Source organism: Pseudomonas sp. LB-090624 (genome assembly GCF_003205205.1).
Lineage (GTDB): Bacteria > Pseudomonadota > Gammaproteobacteria > Pseudomonadales > Pseudomonadaceae > Aquipseudomonas.
Genome location: NZ_QJRL01000006.1, coordinates 58,364 through 79,031, shown reverse-complemented (window position 1 = coordinate 79,031; position 20,668 = coordinate 58,364). Strand labels below are relative to the sequence as shown.

Below are 20,668 nucleotides of genomic sequence, written 5' to 3'. Positions count from 1 at the left end.
GAAGCCGTTAGCCATGTTCAGTAAGACAATGCTTGTACTGGTTCTACCGGTGGCCATGGCGCTGCTTGCCGGCGCGGTGCTGCCATTTCAGGCTGCGGCCAACGCTGCCGTGGGCCGGACGCTGGGGCACTGGTTATGGGGGGCGTTCGCATCGTTGACGGTCAGTTCGCTGGTGGTGATTGCCGCGTTACTGGTCCTGAGAGTACCGGCGCCGGACATGGGCAAGGCACTGCAGGGGCCCTGGTGGCTATGGATCGGTGGTGTGCTGGGGGCGATGTACGTGGCCGCCGCGGCGGCGCTTACCCATAAGTTGGGTGCAGCCGGGTTTCTGGTGCTGGTAGTGGCGGGGCAGATCATCACGGCAGTGCTCGCCGACCACTTCGGGGTAATGGGGCTGGGCGGCAAGCCGCTCAGCCTGGCCAGGCTGGCGGGCGTTGTGCTGATCCTGTGCGGCATGCTGTTGGTACAGGGCAACTGGGGCGCTGGGCCTGCTGCCAGCAGCACAGCTGCCGTGAAACAACCTGAAGGGTGATCAGCGCCCTGGCTGGCTACAGGCCCACACGGTTTCGCGCAACCAGCGGTGCCCGGGGTCGCGGTCCTTGCGGCTGTGCCAGGCTTGCTGGTAATCGAACGCGGGGATGACCAGCGGCGGGGTGAACTGACGCAACGTCTTGTGCTGGCGCAACGAGCCTACAGCGCGCCTGGCCACCGTCAGGATCAGGTCGGTACCGGCCAACACCTCCAGGGCTGCGCTCCAGTGTGGCAGGGCCAGGGCTATACGGCGCTGCAAACCTTGGGCAGCCAGCGCACGTTCTATTTCATCGAAAGCATCAGGGCGCATGGCCATCAATACATGCGGGCGTGCCAGCCAGTCCTCCAGGGCCAGGACGCCGCTGGCGGGCAGCACCTGGCGATCGGCCACGCTGACGAAGCTGTCGGCGAACAGCGGCTGGGCAGTAATGTCGTGGGGCAGGTCGGGGAACAGCCCCAGGGCCAGGTCCAGTTCGCCGTCGAGCAACTGGGCCAGCATGGTTTCACGGCTGGCCTGGCTGATCGCCAGGTCTATCCCAGGGGCGACTTGGCGCAGGTGACGCATCAGCGGTGGCAGGACGATGCGCGAAGAGTAGTCGGACAGCGACAGCCGGAACCGACGCCGGGCGTTGGCCGGCTCGAACTGCGGCGTGGCCAGCAGGCCGTTCAGATTGCCCAGTGCGTCCTGCAGCGGCTGCGCCAGCGCCTGGGCCCGGGCGGTCAGGGTCATGCTGCCACCTTGGCGGACCAGCAAGGGGTCGTCGAAGTGCTTGCGCAGCTGTGCCAGGGCGTGGCTGACCGCCGGCTGACTGCGGTGCAGACGCAGGGCGGCACGGGTCACGTGCTTTTCGCTGAGCAGGGCGTGCAGGGCGAGTAGCAGGTTGAGGTCGATCTTGCGCAGTTCATCCATGAGGTGAATGCTCTTGGTCAGTTCTGGCACTGCCGATTAGCTTAACAAATACCTTGACCTCTCGAGGCCCCCCCCCCCTACAGGGACCGCGTCAGCTGTTGGGGGTATACTCCGCATCCGTTTCATTGATATCCGAGTAATCCGATGGGTCTTTCCGCAACTGCCACACCCGAACCGCGTCGCCTCGGCGCCCCTCTGATCGCCTTGGGCCTGCTGCTGGCCGGTGCCTGGTTCCTCAACCTCAATGCCGGCTTCAAGCAGGTTTTGCTGCTGCTGGTCGGCGCCGCGCTGGGCCTGACGCTGTACCACGCCGCCTTCGGCTTCACCTCGGCGTGGCGGGTGTTCATCAACGAACGCCGGGGGGCGGGCCTGCGTGCGCAAATGGTCATGCTGGCCCTGGCTGTGCTGCTGTTCTTCCCGGCGCTGTCGGCGGGCAGCCTGTTCGGCAATCCGGTCACTGGTCTGGTGGCCCCGGCAGGAGTTTCGGTAGTGTTCGGTGCGTTCATTTTCGGCATCGGCATGCAACTGGGAGGCGGTTGCGCATCGGGAACACTGTTCACCGTGGGCGGCGGTAATGCGCGCATGCTGGTGACCCTGTTGTTCTTCATCATCGGGTCGGTCACGGCCACCCACCATGCCGACTGGTGGTTCGCCTTGCCGTCGTTCCCGGCCACCTCGATCGTGCAAGCCTGGGGCGTAGCGCCGGCGCTGCTGGTGAGCCTGGCAGTGTTCGGGTTGATCGCCTGGGCCACGGTGGTGCTGGAAAAGCGCCGCCATGGCGGGCTTGAAGCGCCGGTCGCCAGTGAGCACCAAGGCCTGCGCCGCTTCCTGCGGGGGCCATGGCCGCTGCTGTGGGGCGCGGTCGCCCTGGCCTTGCTCAATTACGCAACGCTGGCGCTGGCAGGGCGGCCGTGGGGTATTACCTCGGCCTTCGCCTTGTGGGGTGCCAAAACCCTCAACGGCCTGGGTGTGGATGTCGGTAGCTGGGTGTTCTGGCAGGCACCGGCTAACGCCAAGGCATTGGCCTCGCCACTGTGGCAGGACATCACCACGGTCATGGACCTGGGCATCGTGCTGGGGGCCCTGCTGGCTGCGGGGCTGGCCGGGCGCTTTGCACCCAGCCTGAAAATCCCGCTGCCGTCGCTGGTGGCTGCGGTGATTGGCGGCCTGTTGCTGGGCTACGGCTCGCGCCTGGCCTATGGCTGCAACATCGGTGCGTACTTCAGCGGCATTGCCTCGGGCAGCCTGCACGGCTGGCTGTGGCTGGTGGCGGCGTACACGGGCAACCTGATCGGCGTGCGCTTGCGCCCGCTGTTCTTTGCCGGTGAACGCCGCCCGGCGGTGCTGAACGGCTGCTGAGACGGTATCGCAGCATGGCTGTAAAACCGCTGCAAGCGGTGCTGTTGCAAAACGTTAACTTTCATTCGTAACACTATGAAAATAATACGTTATCGTTTTGCTACAGCATGCTGCACACACTGCTCGTAATACGTCTGCTTTATCGCCGCAGGTTTCAGCCTTGAACGGCTGTTGTAGGTTTGCTCGGTAATGCCGAATGCTGTCATGCGCATCCAAGGCTTGGGGAATTTACGCACCTGAAGCTTCTTGCGCGTGGCATACAAGGTTACCCCGGATAGTTTGGCCTGTTGGGCTTCACCCGCTATCTGTGCACCCCAGCCGCACGTGTGGCGATCATTCTGGCTTAGCGCCCGTGCCTGGGCGCCGAAGGCGAGCGTGGCCAGCAGGCAGCCGGCCATCGTTGCTAGAAGTACTCGCATGTTGCTGTCCTAAGCATCTGAAGGAGAACGAAGTTTGCCTTCGCTTTGACAGGCTGGGGGCCAGCAATTTGCCCTCAGATCGCGGCCATGCGCAGCGGGCTGACCGCTGGCCTGCGCAGGCTGGCCCAGGCCAGGCCGGCGACCCACAGTACCGCTACCCCATAGTTAAGGCGCTGGTACAGGCCGAATAGCTGCCCGCTTTGGGCCGCCTGGCCCATGAGCGCGACGGTGACGATGGCCAGGATCACGCAGGCGAGGGAAAACAGCGCCAGTGGCCGGCTGCCGGCGATACGGTTGCCCAGCCAGGCCCACAGGGCGCTAGCCAGTGTCAGCGAGAGGAACATCAGCAAGCCTGACAGGTTGTGCAGTTGCTGTGAGGTGGACGGCTGGGCCGGGGCGCAACCTTGGTCGCAAGGAAACCAGCCTGCGCCCAGGCTGCCAAGGCCATGCAGCAACACCAGGCCTGCGCTGAGCAACGCCAGCTTAGAACCCTGCCAGCGTCGCGCCAGGCCCCAGGCAAACAGGATGAACAACGCCGCGAGGGGGAAGTTGTTGACCCGTGGGGACCAGTCGTGAGTTGGCGAACCTACAGCGCCGAGCTGGCTCATCGCCTGTTGCAGGTGGTCGTAGCCGGGGTAGGCCTGGGCGGTGAGCCATACCCCCGCCAGCAGCCAGAGGGGAATCAGCAAGCCGCTGCCGAGCAACAGGCGGTCGAGGGTTTTCATGCTGCGGTTTCCTTCCATGGATAGGTGAGCGTGAACCTGCACGGTACAGGCTTGCGCAGGCTCCAGGCCAGTATTTCCGCCGTTTTTTCGGGGTACCCCGCGGGAAAACTGGGTGATAAATACCGCACCAGGTGTATGTGATCGTACAACCGCTTGCGCTATGATGAGCGCTGTCTTTCAAGGTGAAATACAGGGCAATGACAGAGCAGCAGGTACAGGCAAGGACCCGGCGCAAGCCGCGCAGTCTGGCCCAGGAACTGGTCACGGTGCTGACCGAGCGCATTCGCAGCGGCCAGCTCAAGCGCGGCGACAAGCTGCCGACCGAGTCGCAGATTATGGCCGAAGAGGGCGTCAGCCGCACAGTGGTGCGCGAGGCGATCTCGCGGCTGCAGGCCGCCGGGCAGGTCGAGACGCGTCATGGCATCGGCACATTCGTGCTGGATGCCCCGGCGACCGGGGGCTTTCGCATCGACCCGGCGACTGTGGTCACCCTGCGTGAAGTGCTGGCGGTGCTGGAATTGCGCATAGCCCTGGAAATCGAATCGGCTGGCCTGGCGGCACAACGGCGCAGCGATGAAGAGCTGGCCGGCATGCGTGCGGCGCTGGACGAGTTGAACGAAGGGGCAGCGCACGCCACCGATGCAGTGTCGGCGGACTTCCAGTTTCACCTGCGCATCGCCCAAGCCAGTGGCAACCATTATTTCGCCGACATCATCAACCACCTGGGTACCAGCATTATCCCGCGCACCCGGCTGAATTCGGCGCGGTTGGCGCATGATGACCAGGCCCATTACATGAGCCGCTTGAGGCATGAGCATGAAGCCATCTACGAAGCCATTGCCAGGCGTGACAGCGAAGGGGCGAAGATGGCCATGCGCATGCACCTGAGCAACAGCCGCGAGCGCTTGCGTCAAGCGCATGAGGAGGCAGAGGCGCAAGGCGCCTGAAGCCCGGTACAGGCACATGAAAAAGCCCCGTTGATACGGGGCTTTCCTGTTTTCAAGTGGAGTGAATTCAGATCGCTCCGTCAGTCCACTGCCCATTCACCAACCGCCGCAGCCCCAGCGGGTTGCCGTCGCGCAGTGCCTCAGGCAGCAGTGCCTGCGGGTAGTTTTGGTAGCACACTGGGCGCAGGAAGCGGTCGATGGCCAGGGTGCCGACCGAGGTGCCACGCGCGTCGGAGGTGGCCGGGTAGGGGCCACCGTGGACCATGGCATCGCACACCTCGACACCGGTCGGGTACCCATTGATCAGGATCCGCCCGACTTTTTCTTCCAGCAGCGGCACCAGCCAGGCAAAGGTCTCAAGGTCCTCTGGCTCGCCGATCAGGGTAGCGGTCAGTTGGCCACGCAGGCCGAGCAGGGCGGCGCGCAACTGGTCGTTGTCCTGTGCTTCCACGGCCACTGTAGTGGGGCCGAAGACTTCTTCCTGCAGCAGTGGATCAGACTCGACCAGCAAACGGGCATCGGCCTTGAACAGCTGGGCACGGGCCTGGTTGCCTTCTTGTGCCTGGCCGGCCAGGTGCTCGATACCGGCATGGGCATGCAGGTGCGCCAGGCCACCGACATAGCTGCGCAGGCCACCGGCGTTGAGCATGGTCTGCCCGGCCTGCTGGCCCAAGTGCTGGCCCAGGTCGGCCAGCAGCTGGCTGTACTGTGGCGATTGCAGGCCGATCACCAGGCCCGGGTTGGTGCAGAACTGCCCGGCCCCCATGCACACGGAGCCGGCCAACTCCTGGGCAATGGCTTCGCCACGCTTGGCCAGAGCGCCTGGCAGGATGATCACCGGGTTGATGCTGGACATTTCGGCGAACACCGGAATCGGCTGTGGGCGCTCGGCGGCCATGCGACACAGGGCATCGCCGCCCTTCAGCGAGCCGGTGAAGCCAACGGCCTGGATGTCCGGGTGTTTGACCAGCCACTCGCCCACACCGCCACCGAACACCATATTGAACACACCCTTGGGCATGCCGGTACGCTGCGCGGCACGCACGATGGCGCAGCCTACCAGGTCGGCGGTGGCCATGTGGCCGCTGTGGGCCTTGAACACCACAGGGCAACCGGCGGCCAGTGCTGCGGCCGTATCGCCGCCTGCGGTGGAGAAGGCCAGGGGGAAGTTACTGGCACCGAACACCGCGACCGGGCCGACGCCAATGCGCATCTGGCGCAGGTCTACGCGTGGCAGCGGCTGGCGCTCGGGCAGGGCGAGGTCGATGCGTGCACCGAGGTAGTCGCCCCGGCGCAACACCTGGGCGAACAGGCGCATCTGGCCGCTGGTACGACCGCGCTCGCCCTGGATACGGGCGGCAGGCAGGGCAGTTTCGCGGCAGACGATGGCGACGAAGGCGTCGTCCAGTTCGTCGAGTTCGGCGGCGATGGCGTCGAGGAATTCGGCGCGACGAACCGGGGCCAGTTGACGGAATTCGGCGAAGGCGGCGGCAGCGGCCTTGGCGGCCTGGTCCACTTCATTTTCGGTGGCCTGGGCGAAGCTGTAAGGCAGGGCTTCGCCTGTGCTTGCGTCCAGGCTTTGCAGGCGCTGGGCGCCAGCGGCGCTGCGCTGGCCGGCGATAAAGTTGTGGCCGAGGATTTCAGGCATAGGGGTGCTCCTGTAGAAGTAGCGGAAGGAAGAAGGCTATTCAGGCATCCTGACTCATCAGGTGATCGGCGCCGGGTTGAACAGCGTAATGTCGTTGTGCAGGCGGTGCTGTTCGGCCCAGGTCTGCTTGCGACCGCTGGCGACGTCCAGGTAGTAGTGGAACAGCTCCCAACCCAGTTCCTCGATGGACGAGCGGCCACTGGCGATGCGCCCGGCGTCGATGTCGATCAGGTCAGGCCAGCGTTGGGCCAGCTCGGTGCGGGTACACACCTTGACGACCGGTGCCATGGCCAGGCCATAGGGGGTGCCGCGGCCAGTGGTGAAGACGTGCAGGTTCATGCCGGCAGCCAGTTGCAGGGTGCCACAGACAAAGTCGCTGGCAGGGGTGGCGCAGAAGATCAGGCCCTTGCGGTTGACGCGCTCGCCCGGGCCGAGTACGCCCTGGATGGCACCGCTGCCAGACTTGACGATCGAGCCCAGTGATTTTTCGACGATATTCGACAGGCCGCCTTTCTTGTTGCCCGGTGTGGTGTTGGCGCTGCGGTCAGCGGCGCCTTGCTGCAGGTAACGGTCGTACCAGTCCATCTCGCGGACCAGCGCCTCGGCGACGTCCTGGTTTTCGGCACGCGAAGTCAGCATGTAGATGGCGTCGCGCACCTCGGTCACTTCCGAAAACAGTACGGTGGCGCCGGCACGGACCAACAGGTCGGCGGCATAGCCCAGCGCCGGGTTGGCGGTGATGCCCGAGAATGCGTCGCTGCCGCCACACTGCATGCCGAGGATCAGTTCGCTGGCCGGCACGCTGACGCGGCGGCGCTGGTCGAGCTTCTTCAGCCGGGTTTCGGCCAGTGCCATGATCTGCTCGATCATTTCCACGAAGCCCAGGCTGGCGTCCTGCAGGCGGTACAGCCACGGGTCGCTGAGGTCCACCGACGGGTCGTTGTCGTGCATGACCTGGCCGGCCTGCAGTTTTTCGCAGCCCAGGCTGATGACCAGTGCTTCGCCGCCCAAGTTGGGGTTGCGCGCCAGGTTGCGCACGGTGCGGATCGGGATATAGGCGTCGCGGGCGTTGATTGCCACGCCGCAGCCGTAGCTGTGGGTGATGGCCACCACGTCATCGACGTTGGGGTATTTGGGCAACAGTTCGCTGCGGATGCGCTTGACCGCGTGTTCCAGCACGCCGGTTACGCATTGCACGGTGGTGGTGATACCAAGGATATTGCGCGTGCCGACAGTGCCGTCGGCGTTGCGGTAGCCTTCGAAGGTAAAGCCTTCCAGCGGCGGCAGTGGCGGTGGCACGGCATCGCAGCGCGGCAGGCTGTCCAGCTCCGGGGCAGCGGGCATGGCCAGCTGGCTTTCTTGCACCCAGCTGCCCTGGCGCAGGTCTTCCAGCGCATAACCGATGATTTGCCCGTAGCGGCGCACGGGCTCGCCCTTGGCGATGGCCACGGTGGCAACCTTGTGGCTTTGTGGCACGCCTTCGACCAGGGTCAAGCCGTCGGCGAAGCGGGCGCCTTCGCCCAGGCCACCGTCGTTGACCACAACCACAACGTTATCGTCGTCGTGCAGGCGGACGTAGCGGGGCGAGTCGGAATGTTCGATCAACTGCATGTTTGGGCCCTACTTGTCAGGTTCTCAGGCTTTTTGTACATCCGCCCGCACCGGACCAGCCGGCGCGGGCGTGTTCACTCAGTGACGCGAGCTGGCCAGTTCGCCGTTGGCGGCAGGCTCAGCCTGTGGCTTCGGGGCATCGTCGCGCAGCTCGATACGCTTGATCGGGCCGACAATCACCAGGTAGCTGAACACGGCCACCAGGGCGTTGGCGCCTACATACACCAGGGCCCACTTGAACGAGCCGGTAGCGCTGATGATGTAGCCGATGACGATCGGCGTCGTGATCGAGGCGATATTGCCGAAGGTGTTGAACAGGCCGCCCGACAACCCGGCGATCTGCTTTGGCGAAGTGTCTGCCACTACCGCCCAGCCCAGCGCGCCGATGCCTTTGCCAAAGAAGGCCAGGGTCATGAAGCCGACCACCATCCACTCGGCGTCGACGTAGTTGCAGAACACCATGGTGGTCGACAACAGCAGGCCACAGACGATCGGCAGCTTGCGCGAGAAGGTCAGCGAGTTGCCACGGCGCAGCAGCCAGTCCGAGATCACCCCACCCAGCACGCCGCCAATGAAGCCGCATACCGCCGGCAGCGAGGCAATGAAGCCAGCCTTGAGGATGGTCATGCCCCGTTCCTGCACCAGGTACACCGGGAACCAGGTGAGGAAGAAGTAGGTGATGGCGTTGATGCAGTACTGGCCCAGGTAAACGCCCAGCAGCATGCGGCTGGTCAGCAGTTGCTTGATGTAGCCCCATTTCGGGCCATCGTTGCCGCGCTTCTGGTCCATGTCGACCAGCCCGCCATTCTGCTCGATATGTTGGAGTTCATCCTGGCTGATGCGTGGGTGTTGGCGCGGGTTGTAGATGGTCTTCAGCCATACCATCGAGAAGATGATGCCCAGTGCCCCCATCACCACGAACACGTGCTCCCAGCCGAAGCTGAACACGATCCAGCCCATGATCGGTGCGAACAGGGCGGTGGCAAAGTATTGCGCCGAGTTGAAGATGGCCGAGGCAGTGCCACGTTCCTGGGTAGGGAACCAGGCCGCGACGATACGGGCGTTGCCCGGGAACGACGGGGCTTCGGCGAAACCGACGAGGAAGCGCAGGGTGAACAGGGTCACCACCGCCCAGGCCACCGGCAGGCCGCCAACAAAACCCTGCAACAGGGTGAACAGCGACCAGGTGAAGATGCTGAAGGCGTAGACGTTCTTGGAACCGAAGCGGTCGAGCAGCCAGCCACCAGGAATCTGGCCAGCCACGTAAGCCCATCCGAAGGCGGAGAAGATATAACCGAGGGTTACGGCGTCAATGCCGAGGTCTTTTTGCAGGCTGGAGCCTGCGATTGCAATGGTAGCGCGGTCGGCATAGTTGATCGTGGTCACCAGGAACAGCATGAACAGGATCAGGTAGCGCACATGCGTCTTCTTAGTCGCTTGCATGCTGGTAATACTCCCACTAGTTATTTTTGTGCGGGCTCACGAATTGTAACCGGAGTGGGGCTAGCCCACTCCGGGCGCGGCATCTGGCAGGCCGCAGGCGACGCTTACTGCGGGCCCATCTTGTCCATCAGCGCGGCGAGCATCTCGTACTCTTCGGCGGTGAGGTCGGTCAGCGGGGTACGTACCGGGCCGGCGTCGTAACCGGCAATTTTGGCGCCGGCCTTGACGATGCTCACGGCGTAGCCTGCCTTGCGGTTACGGATGTCCAGGTACGGCAGGAAGAAATCATCGATCAGCTTGGCCACGGTGGCGTGGTCGTCGCGGGCGATGGCGTTGTAGAAGTCCATGGCTGTCTTCGGCACGAAGTTGAACACCGCCGAGGAGTAGACCGGCACGCCCAGCGCCTTGTACGCGGCAGCATACACTTCGGCGGTCGGCAGGCCACCCAGGTAGCTGAAGCGATCGCCCATGCGGCGACGGATCGACACCATCAACTCGATATCACCCAGGCCGTCCTTGTAGCCGATGAGGTTGGGGCAGCGCTCGGCCAGTTTTTCCAGCAGGTCGGCGTTCAGGCGGCAGACGTTGCGGTTGTAGACCACCACACCGATCTTCACCGATTTGCACACGGCTTCAACGTGGGCGGCGACGCCGTCCTGGCTGGCTTCGGTCAGGTAGTGCGGCAGCAGCAGCAGGCCCTTGGCACCCAGGCGCTCGGCTTCTTGCGCATATTCGATGGCTTGGCGGGTGGAACCACCGACACCGGCAAGGATCGGTACCGAGGTGGCGCAGGTGTCGACGGCAGTCTTGATCACCTGGCTGTATTCGCTGGCTGCCAGGGAGAAGAACTCACCGGTACCACCGGCGGCGAACAGGGCGCTGGCGCCGTACGGGGCAAGCCATTCCAGGCGCTTGATGTAACCGGCTTGGTTGAAGTCGCCCTGGGCTGTGAAGTCGGTGACCGGGAAAGACAGCAGGCCGTGGGAAAGGATGGATTTGAGTTCTTGAGGGTTCATTGTTGTTGGCATCCTGTGGCGCTTGGGTGAAGGTGTTGTTTTGCGTTGGAGGTAAGTTATCGTACAACCTCAAAGATGACTAGTCCCTTTTCGGAATTTTTTGTTTTGGTGTTCAGGTGTTCAGGTGTTCAGGTGTTCAGGTGTTCAGGTGTTCAGGTGTTCAGGTGTCGAGGTGTTCAGTTCGAGAATGGCGGTGGCGCGGATATCCAGCGCCGCCCGCGCGGCGCATCGCGAGCTGCGCTCGCTCCTACGTTTGTTTCGGGCCAGTAACGCCTGTGACAGGCGCGCGCGACCGCCTGGTTTGTACGACGCGATATCGCGCCATGCGCCAAGGCGTACGCGCGCAAATCCCACAGGAAAAATTGGCCCGAAACAAACGTAGGAGCGAGCGCAGCTCGCGATGCGCCGCGCGGGCGGCGCGCGATCTCACCGGCGCAGCAGATATGACGACAACCACATAGCAGTCATCGTATCTCTTGAGGTGGGGAGAAAAAACGATCGCGGAGACAGGCACAAGCCTACCGCCCGATTCCACGGGAAGCGTTCTGGGACCAGCAGAGGGTGACCGGGGAAACGGGGGCGGCCTTGCGCCGCCCCGCGATCAAAGCAGAGGAAACCGAAGGTCAGGCTGCGCGCTTGATCTGCGCCTTACGTACCTGGGCCCGGCAGGCATCACCGAACGCCTGGAAAATCTTGATCGAATCAGGGTTCTTCGCCGCTTGCCACTCCGGGTGCCACTGCACGGCGAACAGGAACGGCGAGATGCTCGGGGCATGAATGGCTTCGACCAGGCCGTCTTCGGCGTGGGCGATTGCCTCGATGCCAGCGCCGAGCTTGTGCAGGCCCTGGCCATGCAGCGAGTTGACGCGGATCTCGTCAGTACCCAGGGTGTCACGAAGCCAGCTGCCCGGCTTGATCTTCACACTGTGCACCTGGGCGTACTGCACCTCGACTGGGTCTTCGGGGTTTTCCCGGTGGTCGTTGAAGCCAGGCTCTGCGTACACCTTCTGGTAGATGTCGCCACCCAGCGCCACGTTGATTTCCTGCATGCCACGGCAGATGCCGAAGATGGGCAGGCCACGCTTGAGCGCTGCCTTGACCAGCGGAATATCGAACAGGTCGCGATTCTGGTCCTGGCCTTTACCGGGGGTCTGGTTTTCCTGGCCGTACAGGGCCGGGTCGATGTTGCTGCCAGCGCCGGTCAGGTACACGCCGTCGGCCATGTCCAGGTAGGTGTCGAGGTCTTCGGTGCCGCAGCAGGTGGGGACCAGCACCGGGACGCAATCGGAGAATTCGACCAGCGGGGTAATGTATTTGTGGGTCATGACCTGATAGTCATGGCCTTTGCGCTCTTGGCTGCCCATGGTCATCAGGACGACGGGTTTGCGCAGGGAAGGTTGCTTGTTGCCAATGTTGCTGTTGGACATATGTCACCTTGGGACAGGTTCAGCCTGTCGTTGTTGTGCAGGCGCACGGCGCGGGGCTCTGAGTGCTGCCTGTAGCCCCGAGCACTGCCGGCTCGTCGTGGTGACGATTCCGGTCGGGGCCTGTAGATAGCTTGCCAGAGCCGTTCGATATGTCAAACGACGGAAGCGGGCTTTACCGCAGGGGAGGCGCCGGTTTTCGGGGGCTGAAACCGATGCGGGCCTGTCGTGGCGTGGGTTTGGCGGGGGGTAAGGTCAATAATATTTAACGATGCAGTCGGGTCTTTGCAGCCGTGCAATGATTAGGTCGCTTGAAGTCACCTCGGCCCTTGTGGGGCCGGGGTGACAGGCCTCCGATCAGTGCAGTATCTGCGCCAGAAACCCCTTGGCCCGCTCGGTGCGCGGCTGGTTGAAGAACACCTGCGGCGGGCTGTCCTCGATGATCTGCCCGCCCTCGAGGAACAGCACCCGCTCGGCCACCTGCCTGGCGAAGCCCATTTCATGGGTCACGCAAAGCATGGTCATGCCGGTGCCGGCCAGTTGCACGAGCACATCCAGCACCTCTGCCACCATCTCCGGGTCCAGCGCCGAAGTCGGTTCGTCGAACAGCATGATCCGCGGTTTCATGCACAGCGCCCGGGCAATCGCCACGCGCTGCTGCTGCCCGCCAGACAACTGGCTGGGGTACTTGTGCGCCTGGCTTTCGATGCCGACTTTGCTCAGGTACATGCGCGCCCGTTCCTCGGCGTCCTTGCGCGATAGCCCGCGCACGCTGGTAGGCGCCAGCATGCAGTTGTCGAGTACGCTCATGTGCGGAAACAGGTTGAAGTGCTGGAACACCATGCCGATGTCGCTGCGCACCTGCGCTGCCTCCCGGCCGGTGGACGCGAGGTCGATGCCGTCTACCAGGATGCTGCCCTGCTGGGCCATTTCGAGGCGGTTGATGCAGCGGATCAGTGTCGACTTGCCCGAGCCCGACGGCCCGCACAGTACGATGCGTTCGCCTTCGCGCACCTGCAAGTCGATGTCACGCAGCACGTGGAACGCCCCGTAGTGCTTGTTCAGGCCTTCGATGCGGATCAGCACCGGGCGCGGGTCGGGTTCGGGGGCAAGGTTGGCGAGGCTCAAGGGTGCGGTCATCTTGTTGTTCTCCCGCGTGGGTTCAGTCGAAACGGGTCGCGCTGTACGGCGCGGGGTCGGTGAAGGGGCGCTCGCCGGTGACCAGCTCGGCCAGCAGGCGGCCGCTGACCGGGCCCAGGGTGAGGCCGTGGTGGGCGTGGCCGAAGTTGAACCACAGCCCTGGGTGGCGCGGCGCCGGGCCGATCACCGGGCGCATGTCGGGCAGGCAGGGGCGGCGCCCCAGCCACGGTGTGTCATCCAGGCGTTCGCCCAGGGCCGGGAACAACTTGCGCGCCAGGGCTTCACAGCGCCCCAGCTGAATCTCATTGCCAGGCGCACTGGCGGCGTCGAACTCGATGCCGGTGGTCAGGCGCACACCGCGCGCCATCGGCGCCAGCACGTAGCCACCCTGGGTATCGCAGATCGAGTGCTCCAGCTGCGCGCCATCACGGGTGCCGTAGTGCATGTGGTAGCCACGTTTGATCGCCAGCGGGATCTGGTAGCCCAGGCCGCTGAACACGTCGGCCGACTGCGGGCCAAGGCAGGCCACCACCTCGTCGGCGATGATCGGGCCGCGGCGGCTGTCGATCTGCCATTTGTCGCCTGCCTGGCGCAGGCTGCGCGCATCGCCATGCAGGAACTCCCCGCCGCGTTGCTTGAACAGCGCGGCATAGCCACGGGTGAGGGCACCGGGGTCGTTCACGGTCTTGGGGTCGAGCCAGTGGATGCCGCCGACCACGGTGGCGTCCAGTTGGTGCTCGCGGGCCTGCAACTGGGCGCATTCGAGAATTTCGAACTGCAGGCCGTAACGGCTCAGGCCCTTGGCATCGGCCTTGGCCTGCTCGAACAACGCCGGGTCGCGGAATACCTCGATCCAGCCTTTGGCGTGCACCAGGCCCTCAAGGCCGGCAGCTGCAATCAGCGCATCGTGTTCTTCAACGCAGCGTTGCACGAGCGGCAGCATGTCGGCGGCAGCCCCCGCCAAACGCCCGGGGGCGGACTGGCGCCAGTAGCGCCACAGCCACGGTGCGGCCTTGGGCAGGTGCATCAGGCTGTAGCGCACATCGGGCTGGCGGTTCAGGCCGTAGCGCAGCAGCGCACCCAGTTGCCGGGGGAACGCATAGGGAATAACGCTGGAGCGCTCGATCAGCCCGGCGTTGCCGTGGCTGGTGCCGCTGCCCGGTTCGTCGCGGTCGATCAGGATCACGTGGCGCCCACGGGCCTGCAAGTGCAGGGCGGTGCTGACGCCGACGATGCCGGCGCCGAGGACAAGGGTCTGGCAATGCATGGAACGTATCCTTCGGTCAGTTCAGGTGGCGGCCCAGGCGGGCTTCCAGGTGTTTCAGCAGGCGCCGCACCAGTTCGACGATCACCAGGTAGAGCACGGCAGCCCACAGGTAGATCTGGAAGTCGAAGCTGCGCGAGAAGGCCAGTTTGGTCACGCCCATGAGGTCGTAGATGGTCACCAGCGAAGCAATCGCGCTGGCCTTGATCATCAGGATCAGTTCGTTGCCCAGCGGGCCGATCGCCACCAGCAGCGACTGCGGCAAGATCACCTTGAAGAAGGTGGTCGAACGCTTGAGATTCAGTGCGCGTGCAGCCTCGTGCTGGCCAGGGGCGACGGCCATCAGGCTGCCGCGGAAGATCTCGGCCTGGTAGGCGGCTGTGTTCAGGGTGAATGCCAGCAAGGTGCAGAACCACGCCTCGCGGAAGAACCACCACAGGCCGACGTCTTGCCAGAAGCCCTTGAGCGAGCCCAGGCCGTAGTACAGCAGGAACAGCTGGGCCAGCAGTGGCGAGCCACGGAAGAAATACACATAGCCGGCGGCCATGCGCTGCAGCAGCAGGCTGCGCGACATGCGCGCCAGGGCCAGCAGCAGGCCGAGCACGGCGCCCAGGCTGAAGGAAATGGCCACCAGCTTGGCGGTCACCAGCAGGCCGTCGAGGAAGCGTGGGCCATAGCGCTCCAGCAAGTCGGGGTCGAGCACCAGTGCCAGCAGTTGATCAAGGCTCATGCGCGTGCTCCTTGCAGGTGGCGGTTGCTGCGCCTTTCGATGAAGGCGAACACCCGCCCGGACAGTGCCGCGAACAGCAGGTAGCCCAGGCAGGCGACGCCATAGAAGAACATCGGCTCCTTGGTCACGCTCACCGCCAGGTTGGTCTGGCGCATCAGGTCGACCAGCGAGATGGTCGACACCAGCGAGGTGTCCTTGAGCAGCGACAGCCAGTTGTTTGACAAGCCGGGCAGGGCGATGCGGGTCAGTTGTGGCAGCAACACCTTGAAGAACCCGGTGCGCTTGCTCAGGCCCAGCGCCGAGCAGGCTTCCAGCTGGCCCTTGGGCAGGGTCTTGAAGGCGGCCAGCCAGATCTCGCTGGAAAACGCAGCGAACACCAGGCTGAAAGCGATCATGGCGGCGAGGAAAGTGTTGATGATGAACTCACCTTGGTAGCCCATGGCGGCGAGGATCTTCTGCGCGGCAATCTGGCAGCCGTAATAGATGATCAGCAGTGTCAGCAGCTCGGGCAGGCCGCGGAACACGGTAGAAAAGGTGGTCGCCCAAGCCCGTGGCAGGCGTTTGCGTGAGCGCGCCGCCAGCGCGACCACCAGGCCCAGGGGCAGGCCGATGGGCAGGCAGGCCAGGGCCAGGGAAACGGTAACCAGCGCACCGGCCAGCAACGCCTGGCCCCAGCCTCCGCTGGCGAAAGACAGCAAGGACAATTGATCGAGCATGACGAACCTCTTGGGCAGGTTATGCGGCCTTGTGGGGGCGGCTTTGCGTCGCGAAAGGGCTGCGCAAGGCCGCTCCTACAGGGAGTTCGCACAACTTCCTGAAGATCAGTTGTAGATATCGAAAGCGAAGTACTTGCTGGCGATCTTCTGATACGTACCGTTGGCCACGATCTGTTGCAGCGCGGTATTCAGGCGCTGGCGCAAGGCTTCGTCGTCCTTGCGCACAGCGATAGCGGCATCGGCCTTGGTGTCGGCCACGTCGCCAAGGATCTTGCAGCAATCCCCGCCGTTCTTGCTCATCCACTCGTGCAACGGGAATTTGTCGGCAATCACGCCGTCCAGGCGGCCGGCCGCCAGGTCTGCATTGGCTTCGTCCATGGTCGGGTACAGTTTCACGTCGGCACCGGCCTTGCCATACACGTCTTCGGCGTAGATGGCCTGGGTCGACGATGACTGCGCACCGACGGTGTAGCCGACAAAGTCGGTCTGGGCGCTGTCGATCTTGCTGTCCTTGGCAACCGCCACGGTCAGTGGCGTGCGGTAGTAGTGGTCGGTGAAGGCGATCTTCTTGCGTCGCTCTTGGGTGTCGATCATCGACGCCACCACCGCATCGTACTTGCGCGCCATCAGGGCGGGGATGATGCCTTCCCAGTCCTGGGCCACCAGCGTGCATTCGACTTTCATCTGCTCGCACAGGGCGTGGGTGATGTCGATATCGAAGCCATGCAGCTTGTTATCGGCGTCTACATAGTTGAAGGGCGGGTAGGCACCCTCGGTGGCGAACCGCAGGGTTTCAGCGCTGGCGGCACCCGCCAGCAGCAGGGCGCACGCACCCACCAAGGCCATGGACTTGTTCATCTCGCACCTCATTGCACTCTTGCTATTGTTGTTTTCCCGCCGACCACGAGGTGTAGCCGACGAATGCGTTATGTAGAGCGGCAGTTGCTTCCAAGCGTTTTTCAACATCCGGTCCGAGCTTCTTGCAGACCTCGTTGACCATCAGGTGCACCCACGACAGCATCGCCGAGGTGGATTCCCAGAACAGATTGAACTCGGTGGGGATACGGAACACCTCGTCGGCGTTGGCATCGGCCCAGTCGCAAAAGGTGTCGGTCACCAGGGTGACCGCAATGCCAGCCTCGCGCGCCTTCTGGCACAGCAGCAAGGCGTGGCGCGAATAGCGGCGCGCCTCGAACACCACCAGGGCGCTGTCTTCGGCGCGGCCTAGCAGCACTTCGCCGAAGTGGCCGGCGCCAAGGTCGACCAGTTGCACGCCGTCGCGCAGGTATTGCAGCAAGTGGCTCATGCACATGGCGACGCCACGCTCGGTCTGGAAGCCGGCGACGAATACCCGCGGTTTGCTCGCCAGGCGTTGCGCCACACTGTGCCAGGCCGGGCTCTGGCGGTACTCGTGTACGCGTACCAAGGCGGCGATTTCCAGCTCCAGGCTGCCGCCGTTGTCGCTGGCGTCCTGGCTCTGGCGGTAATCCTGCAAGCGGTCACCCACCAGCCACGGGCCATCGCCCAGGTCGTTCTGCAGGTCTTGCTTAAGTGCCTTGAGATGGGCATAACCCAATGAGCGGCAGAAGCGCCCGACACTGGATTCGCTGACGCCTAGCTTGGCGGCGATGCTGGCCGACGTCTGGAACGGCAACTCGTGCAGGTTGGCGAGCATGTAGGTAGCGATCTTGCGGCCTGAGGCAGCAGCCCCTTCGAGGCTGTTTTCCAGGCGTTGCTTGATCGGTTGGCTCATGCTGCGGCTCCAGAGGGTAAGGCTTGAGAAGAAAATGAATGTTTTCTGTCATCAAGTCAACATTTGACAGATTGCTGTCACATGCAGGAAAGTTTTTGTCGTTGCAACGCTGTAGCCATTCCAAAATCAACAAGGAGCTTCAGATGTCCGCACCGTCCACCAGCACCGTCGTGCGCGTGCCTTTTACCGAGCTGCAGGATCTGTTGCAGGCCATTTTCCAGCGCCACGGCTGCAGCGACAGCGTGGCCCAGGTGCTGGCCTATAACTGCGCCAGCGCCCAGCGCGATGGCGCCCACAGCCATGGGGTGTTCCGCATGCCTGGCTATGTCTCCACGCTGAACAGTGGCTGGGTCAATGGCCAGGCCCGGCCGAAGGTGAGTGACATAGCTGCCGGCTATGTCAGCGTCGATGCCGCCGGCGGCTTTGCCCAACCGGCGCTGGCAGCGGCCCGCGGCCTCCTGGTGGCCAAGGCGCGTAATGCGGGCATTGCCGTACTGGCGATTCACAATTCGCACCACTTTGCCGCGCTGTGGCCAGATGTGGAGCCGTTTGCCGAAGAGGGCTTGGTGGCCCTGAGTGTGGTCAACAGCATGACGTGCGTGGTGCCGCATGGCGCGCGCAAGCCACTGTTCGGTACCAACCCCATCGCCTTTGCGGCACCCTGTGCCGAACATGACCCGATCGTCTTCGACATGGCCACCAGCGCCATGGCGCACGGCGATGTACAGATTGCCGCGCGTGCGGGCCAGCAGTTGCCTGAGGGCATGGGCGTGGACGCCAGTGGCGAGCCCACCACCGAGCCGAAGGCGATTCTCGAAGGCGGCGCCTTGCTGCCATTTGCTGGGCATAAGGGCTCGGCACTGTCGATGATGGTCGAGCTGCTGGCAGCGGCGCTGACCGGCGGTAATTTCTCCTGGGAGTTCGATTGGTCCGGGCACCCGGGGGCAAAAACACCATGGACAGGGCAGTTGATCATTGTCATCGATCCGGGCAAGGCCGAAGGCGAGCGTTTTGCCCAGCGCAGTCGCGAGCTGGTCGAGCAGATGCAGGCTGCGGGGCTGACGCGGATGCCGGGCGAGCGGCGGTATCGTGAGCGTGAGGTGGCCGAGGAAGAGGGCGTGGCGGTGACCGAGCACGAGTTGCAGGGACTGAAAGAGCTGCTTGGCTGATCCGCTGTGGGAGCGGGCTTGTCCCGCGAACAGGGGCAAAGCCGGTGCCATGCACCGCGCGCGCCCCTTCGCGGGACAAGCCCGCTCCCGCGCTGACCCGTGTTCTCTGCGTGACAGCGCAGCAATTTCCCAGTCATGCAATGTTGCATAGACAACCTTGCACATTAGTGGATGTTCCTGAGCCCGCACTCCGGGTATGCTCAGGGCTGACTTTTCGTACTGTCCTGATCCAAGGAGCTGCACGCTGTGTTCAAACATGTCGATGCCTATGCCGGCGACCCGATCCTCTCGTTGATGGAAACCTTCAAGGCCGACCCGCGCGCCGACAAGGTCAACCTGAGCATCGGCCTGTACTACGATGAGGCCGGCGTGGTGCCGCAGCTGGCGGCTGTGGATGCGGTGGAAAAACGCATCGCCGGCCAGGACCATGAAGCCTCCCTGTACCTGCCGATGGAAGGCCTGGCCAGCTACCGCCAGGCGATCCAGGCGCTGCTGTTCGGTGCCGATCACCCCGCCGTGACCGGCGGCCGCGTAGCCACCGTGCAGACTGTGGGCGGCTCCGGCGCTCTGAAAGTCGGTGCCGACTTCCTCAAGCGCTACTTCCCGCAGTCGGAAGTCTGGGTCAGCAACCCGACCTGGGACAACCACCGTGCCATCTTCGAGGGTGCCGGGTTCAAGGTGCACACCTACCCGTACTTCGACCAGGCCACCCGCGGTGTGGACTTCGACGGCATGCTGGCCACCCTGCAGTCCCTGCCGGCCAACAGCGTGGTGCTGCTGCACCCGTGCTGCCACAACCCCACCGGTGCCGACCTGGAACAACACCAGTGGCAGCAAGTGGTCGAAGTGGTCAAGGCGCGCCAGCTGATCCCGTTTTTGGACATCGCCTACCAAGGCTTCGCCGAAGGCCTGGTGGAAGACGCCTACGCCATCCGCGAAATGGCCCGCGCTGGCGTGCCCTGCCTGGTCAGCAACTCGTTCTCGAAAATTTTCTCGCTGTACGGCGAACGGGTTGGCGGCCTGTCGGTGGTCTGCGACGACGAGGCCACTGCCCAAAGCGTGCTTGGCCAGCTGAAGGCTACCGTGCGCCGCAACTACTCCAGCCCGCCCAACTTCGGTGCACAGCTGGTAGCTGGCGTACTCAGCGATGCCGGCCTGAATGCCCAGTGGGCCGAAGAAGTCGAAGTGATGCGCAAGCGTATCCTCGACATGCGCCAGGCGCTGGTCGATGCCTTGGCCGTGCTGCTGCCAGGCAAGGACTTCCAGTTCTTCCTGCGCCAGCGCGGCATGTTCAGCTACACCGGCTTCAGCGTCGAGCAGGTGCGCCGCCTGCGGGACGAGTTCGGCGTTTACCTGATCGACAGCGGCCGCGTGTGCATGTCCGGCCTGCGCCCGGCCAACCTGCAACGGGTTGCCGAAGCGTTCGCTGCCGTTCAGAAGTAACACCACCACACCAAGGGGCCTGCGCGGCCCCTCTGTGGACGCGGCCTTGCGGCGCGAAAGGTGGGGCGGAGCGTAGTGCCGGTCGGTTAACCGGGGTGGGCTGATAGGTGCCCGCCATTGCTCTTTTGGCGCCTGGGAAATCGAGCGCCGCCCGCGCGGCGCATCGCGAGCTGCGCTCGCTCCTACGTTTGTTTCGGGCCAATTATGCCTGTGGGATTTGCGCGCGAACGCCTTGGCGCATGGCGCGATATCGCGTCGTACAAACCAGGCGGTCGCGCGCGCCTGTCACAGGCGTTACTGGCCAGAAAAAAACGTAGGAGCGAGCGCAGCTCGCGATGCGCCGCGCGGGCGGCGCTCGATTCCACAGGCGCTGAAAGAGCCACGGCCAGCACCTACCAGCCCCACCCCGGTGAACTGACT

Annotated in this window: 19 protein-coding genes; 5 read left to right on the top strand and 14 right to left on the bottom strand. The window is 64.0% G+C overall.

Features of this window, described 5'->3' with window-relative positions:
• Positions 1-13: 13 nt before the first annotated feature.
• The gene (locus DMX11_RS08790) at positions 14-532 is read left to right on the top strand and encodes a DMT family transporter (protein WP_110744159.1); all 519 of its coding nucleotides are present in this window, start codon (positions 14-16) and stop codon (positions 530-532) included.
• Here the strand turns inward: DMX11_RS08790 and DMX11_RS08785 are convergent, their stop codons facing one another.
• Positions 533-1,441 carry a LysR family transcriptional regulator gene (locus DMX11_RS08785; protein ID WP_110744158.1) on the bottom strand — a complete coding sequence of 303 codons (909 nt, stop codon included), beginning with the start codon at positions 1,439-1,441 and terminating at the stop codon, positions 533-535.
• Between the two features lie 144 nt (positions 1,442-1,585).
• On the opposite strand from DMX11_RS08785, the gene DMX11_RS08780 reads away from it, so the two are divergent.
• Positions 1,586-2,800, top strand: coding sequence for a YeeE/YedE family protein (locus DMX11_RS08780; RefSeq protein WP_110744157.1), 1,215 nt, complete (start codon positions 1,586-1,588; stop codon positions 2,798-2,800).
• 89 nt (positions 2,801-2,889) lie between these two features.
• Here DMX11_RS08780 and DMX11_RS08775 read toward each other — a convergent pair whose 3' ends face one another.
• Together DMX11_RS08775 and DMX11_RS08770 are read right to left on the bottom strand one after the other, a co-directional pair.
• Positions 2,890-3,219, bottom strand: coding sequence for a hypothetical protein (locus tag DMX11_RS08775; RefSeq protein ID WP_110744156.1), 330 nt, complete (start codon positions 3,217-3,219; stop codon positions 2,890-2,892).
• Between the two features lie 74 nt (positions 3,220-3,293).
• Positions 3,294-3,944 carry a DUF998 domain-containing protein gene (locus tag DMX11_RS08770; RefSeq protein ID WP_110744155.1) on the bottom strand — a complete coding sequence of 217 codons (651 nt, stop codon included), beginning with the start codon at positions 3,942-3,944 and terminating at the stop codon, positions 3,294-3,296.
• Positions 3,945-4,141: 197 nt separating this feature from the next.
• On the opposite strand from DMX11_RS08770, the gene DMX11_RS08765 reads away from it, so the two are divergent.
• The gene (locus DMX11_RS08765) at positions 4,142-4,891 is read left to right on the top strand and encodes a FadR/GntR family transcriptional regulator (protein ID WP_110744154.1); all 750 of its coding nucleotides are present in this window, start codon (positions 4,142-4,144) and stop codon (positions 4,889-4,891) included.
• A gap of 67 nt (positions 4,892-4,958) precedes the next feature.
• On the opposite strand, the gene DMX11_RS08760 is transcribed toward DMX11_RS08765, so the two are convergent.
• From DMX11_RS08760 to DMX11_RS08710, 11 genes are all read right to left on the bottom strand, one after another.
• A complete protein-coding gene (locus tag DMX11_RS08760) occupies positions 4,959-6,539 on the bottom strand; it encodes an aldehyde dehydrogenase (NADP(+)) (protein WP_110744153.1) in 1,581 nt (526 codons plus the stop codon).
• Positions 6,540-6,596: 57 nt separating this feature from the next.
• Positions 6,597-8,150, bottom strand: a complete 1,554-nt coding sequence (garD, locus tag DMX11_RS08755) for a galactarate dehydratase (RefSeq protein ID WP_110744152.1) — start codon at positions 8,148-8,150, stop codon at positions 6,597-6,599.
• 78 nt (positions 8,151-8,228) lie between these two features.
• The gene (locus DMX11_RS08750) at positions 8,229-9,593 is read right to left on the bottom strand and encodes an MFS transporter (protein WP_110744151.1); all 1,365 of its coding nucleotides are present in this window, start codon (positions 9,591-9,593) and stop codon (positions 8,229-8,231) included.
• A 104-nt stretch (positions 9,594-9,697) separates the two neighbouring features.
• The gene (gene kdgD, locus DMX11_RS08745) at positions 9,698-10,609 is read right to left on the bottom strand and encodes a 5-dehydro-4-deoxyglucarate dehydratase (protein WP_110744150.1); all 912 of its coding nucleotides are present in this window, start codon (positions 10,607-10,609) and stop codon (positions 9,698-9,700) included.
• Between the two features lie 623 nt (positions 10,610-11,232).
• Entirely contained in the window at positions 11,233-12,036 is an 804-nt protein-coding gene (locus DMX11_RS08740) for a gamma-glutamyl-gamma-aminobutyrate hydrolase family protein (protein WP_110744149.1), read from the bottom strand.
• Between the two features lie 354 nt (positions 12,037-12,390).
• Positions 12,391-13,173, bottom strand: coding sequence for an amino acid ABC transporter ATP-binding protein (locus tag DMX11_RS08735; RefSeq protein WP_110744148.1), 783 nt, complete (start codon positions 13,171-13,173; stop codon positions 12,391-12,393).
• A gap of 22 nt (positions 13,174-13,195) precedes the next feature.
• Positions 13,196-14,440, bottom strand: coding sequence for an FAD-binding oxidoreductase (locus DMX11_RS08730; protein ID WP_110744147.1), 1,245 nt, complete (start codon positions 14,438-14,440; stop codon positions 13,196-13,198).
• A gap of 16 nt (positions 14,441-14,456) precedes the next feature.
• Positions 14,457-15,167, bottom strand: coding sequence for an ABC transporter permease (locus DMX11_RS08725; protein WP_110744146.1), 711 nt, complete (start codon positions 15,165-15,167; stop codon positions 14,457-14,459).
• A complete protein-coding gene (locus DMX11_RS08720) occupies positions 15,164-15,883 on the bottom strand; it encodes an ABC transporter permease (RefSeq protein ID WP_110744145.1) in 720 nt (239 codons plus the stop codon). Before DMX11_RS08720 ends, DMX11_RS08725 begins: the two co-directional genes overlap by 4 nt.
• Before the next feature lie 105 nt (positions 15,884-15,988).
• Positions 15,989-16,741 (bottom strand): transporter substrate-binding domain-containing protein, encoded by a 753-nt coding sequence (locus DMX11_RS08715; RefSeq protein ID WP_110744144.1) that lies wholly within the window; start codon positions 16,739-16,741, stop codon positions 15,989-15,991.
• A gap of 22 nt (positions 16,742-16,763) precedes the next feature.
• Positions 16,764-17,636, bottom strand: a complete 873-nt coding sequence (locus tag DMX11_RS08710; RefSeq protein WP_110744143.1) for a MurR/RpiR family transcriptional regulator — start codon at positions 17,634-17,636, stop codon at positions 16,764-16,766.
• A gap of 143 nt (positions 17,637-17,779) precedes the next feature.
• Here DMX11_RS08710 and DMX11_RS08705 point away from each other — a divergent pair, with 143 nt between their 5' ends.
• The gene (locus tag DMX11_RS08705; protein WP_110744142.1) at positions 17,780-18,805 is read left to right on the top strand and encodes an Ldh family oxidoreductase; all 1,026 of its coding nucleotides are present in this window, start codon (positions 17,780-17,782) and stop codon (positions 18,803-18,805) included.
• Positions 18,806-19,051: 246 nt separating this feature from the next.
• A complete protein-coding gene (locus DMX11_RS08700) occupies positions 19,052-20,248 on the top strand; it encodes an amino acid aminotransferase (protein ID WP_110744141.1) in 1,197 nt (398 codons plus the stop codon).
• Positions 20,249-20,668 lie beyond the last annotated feature (420 nt).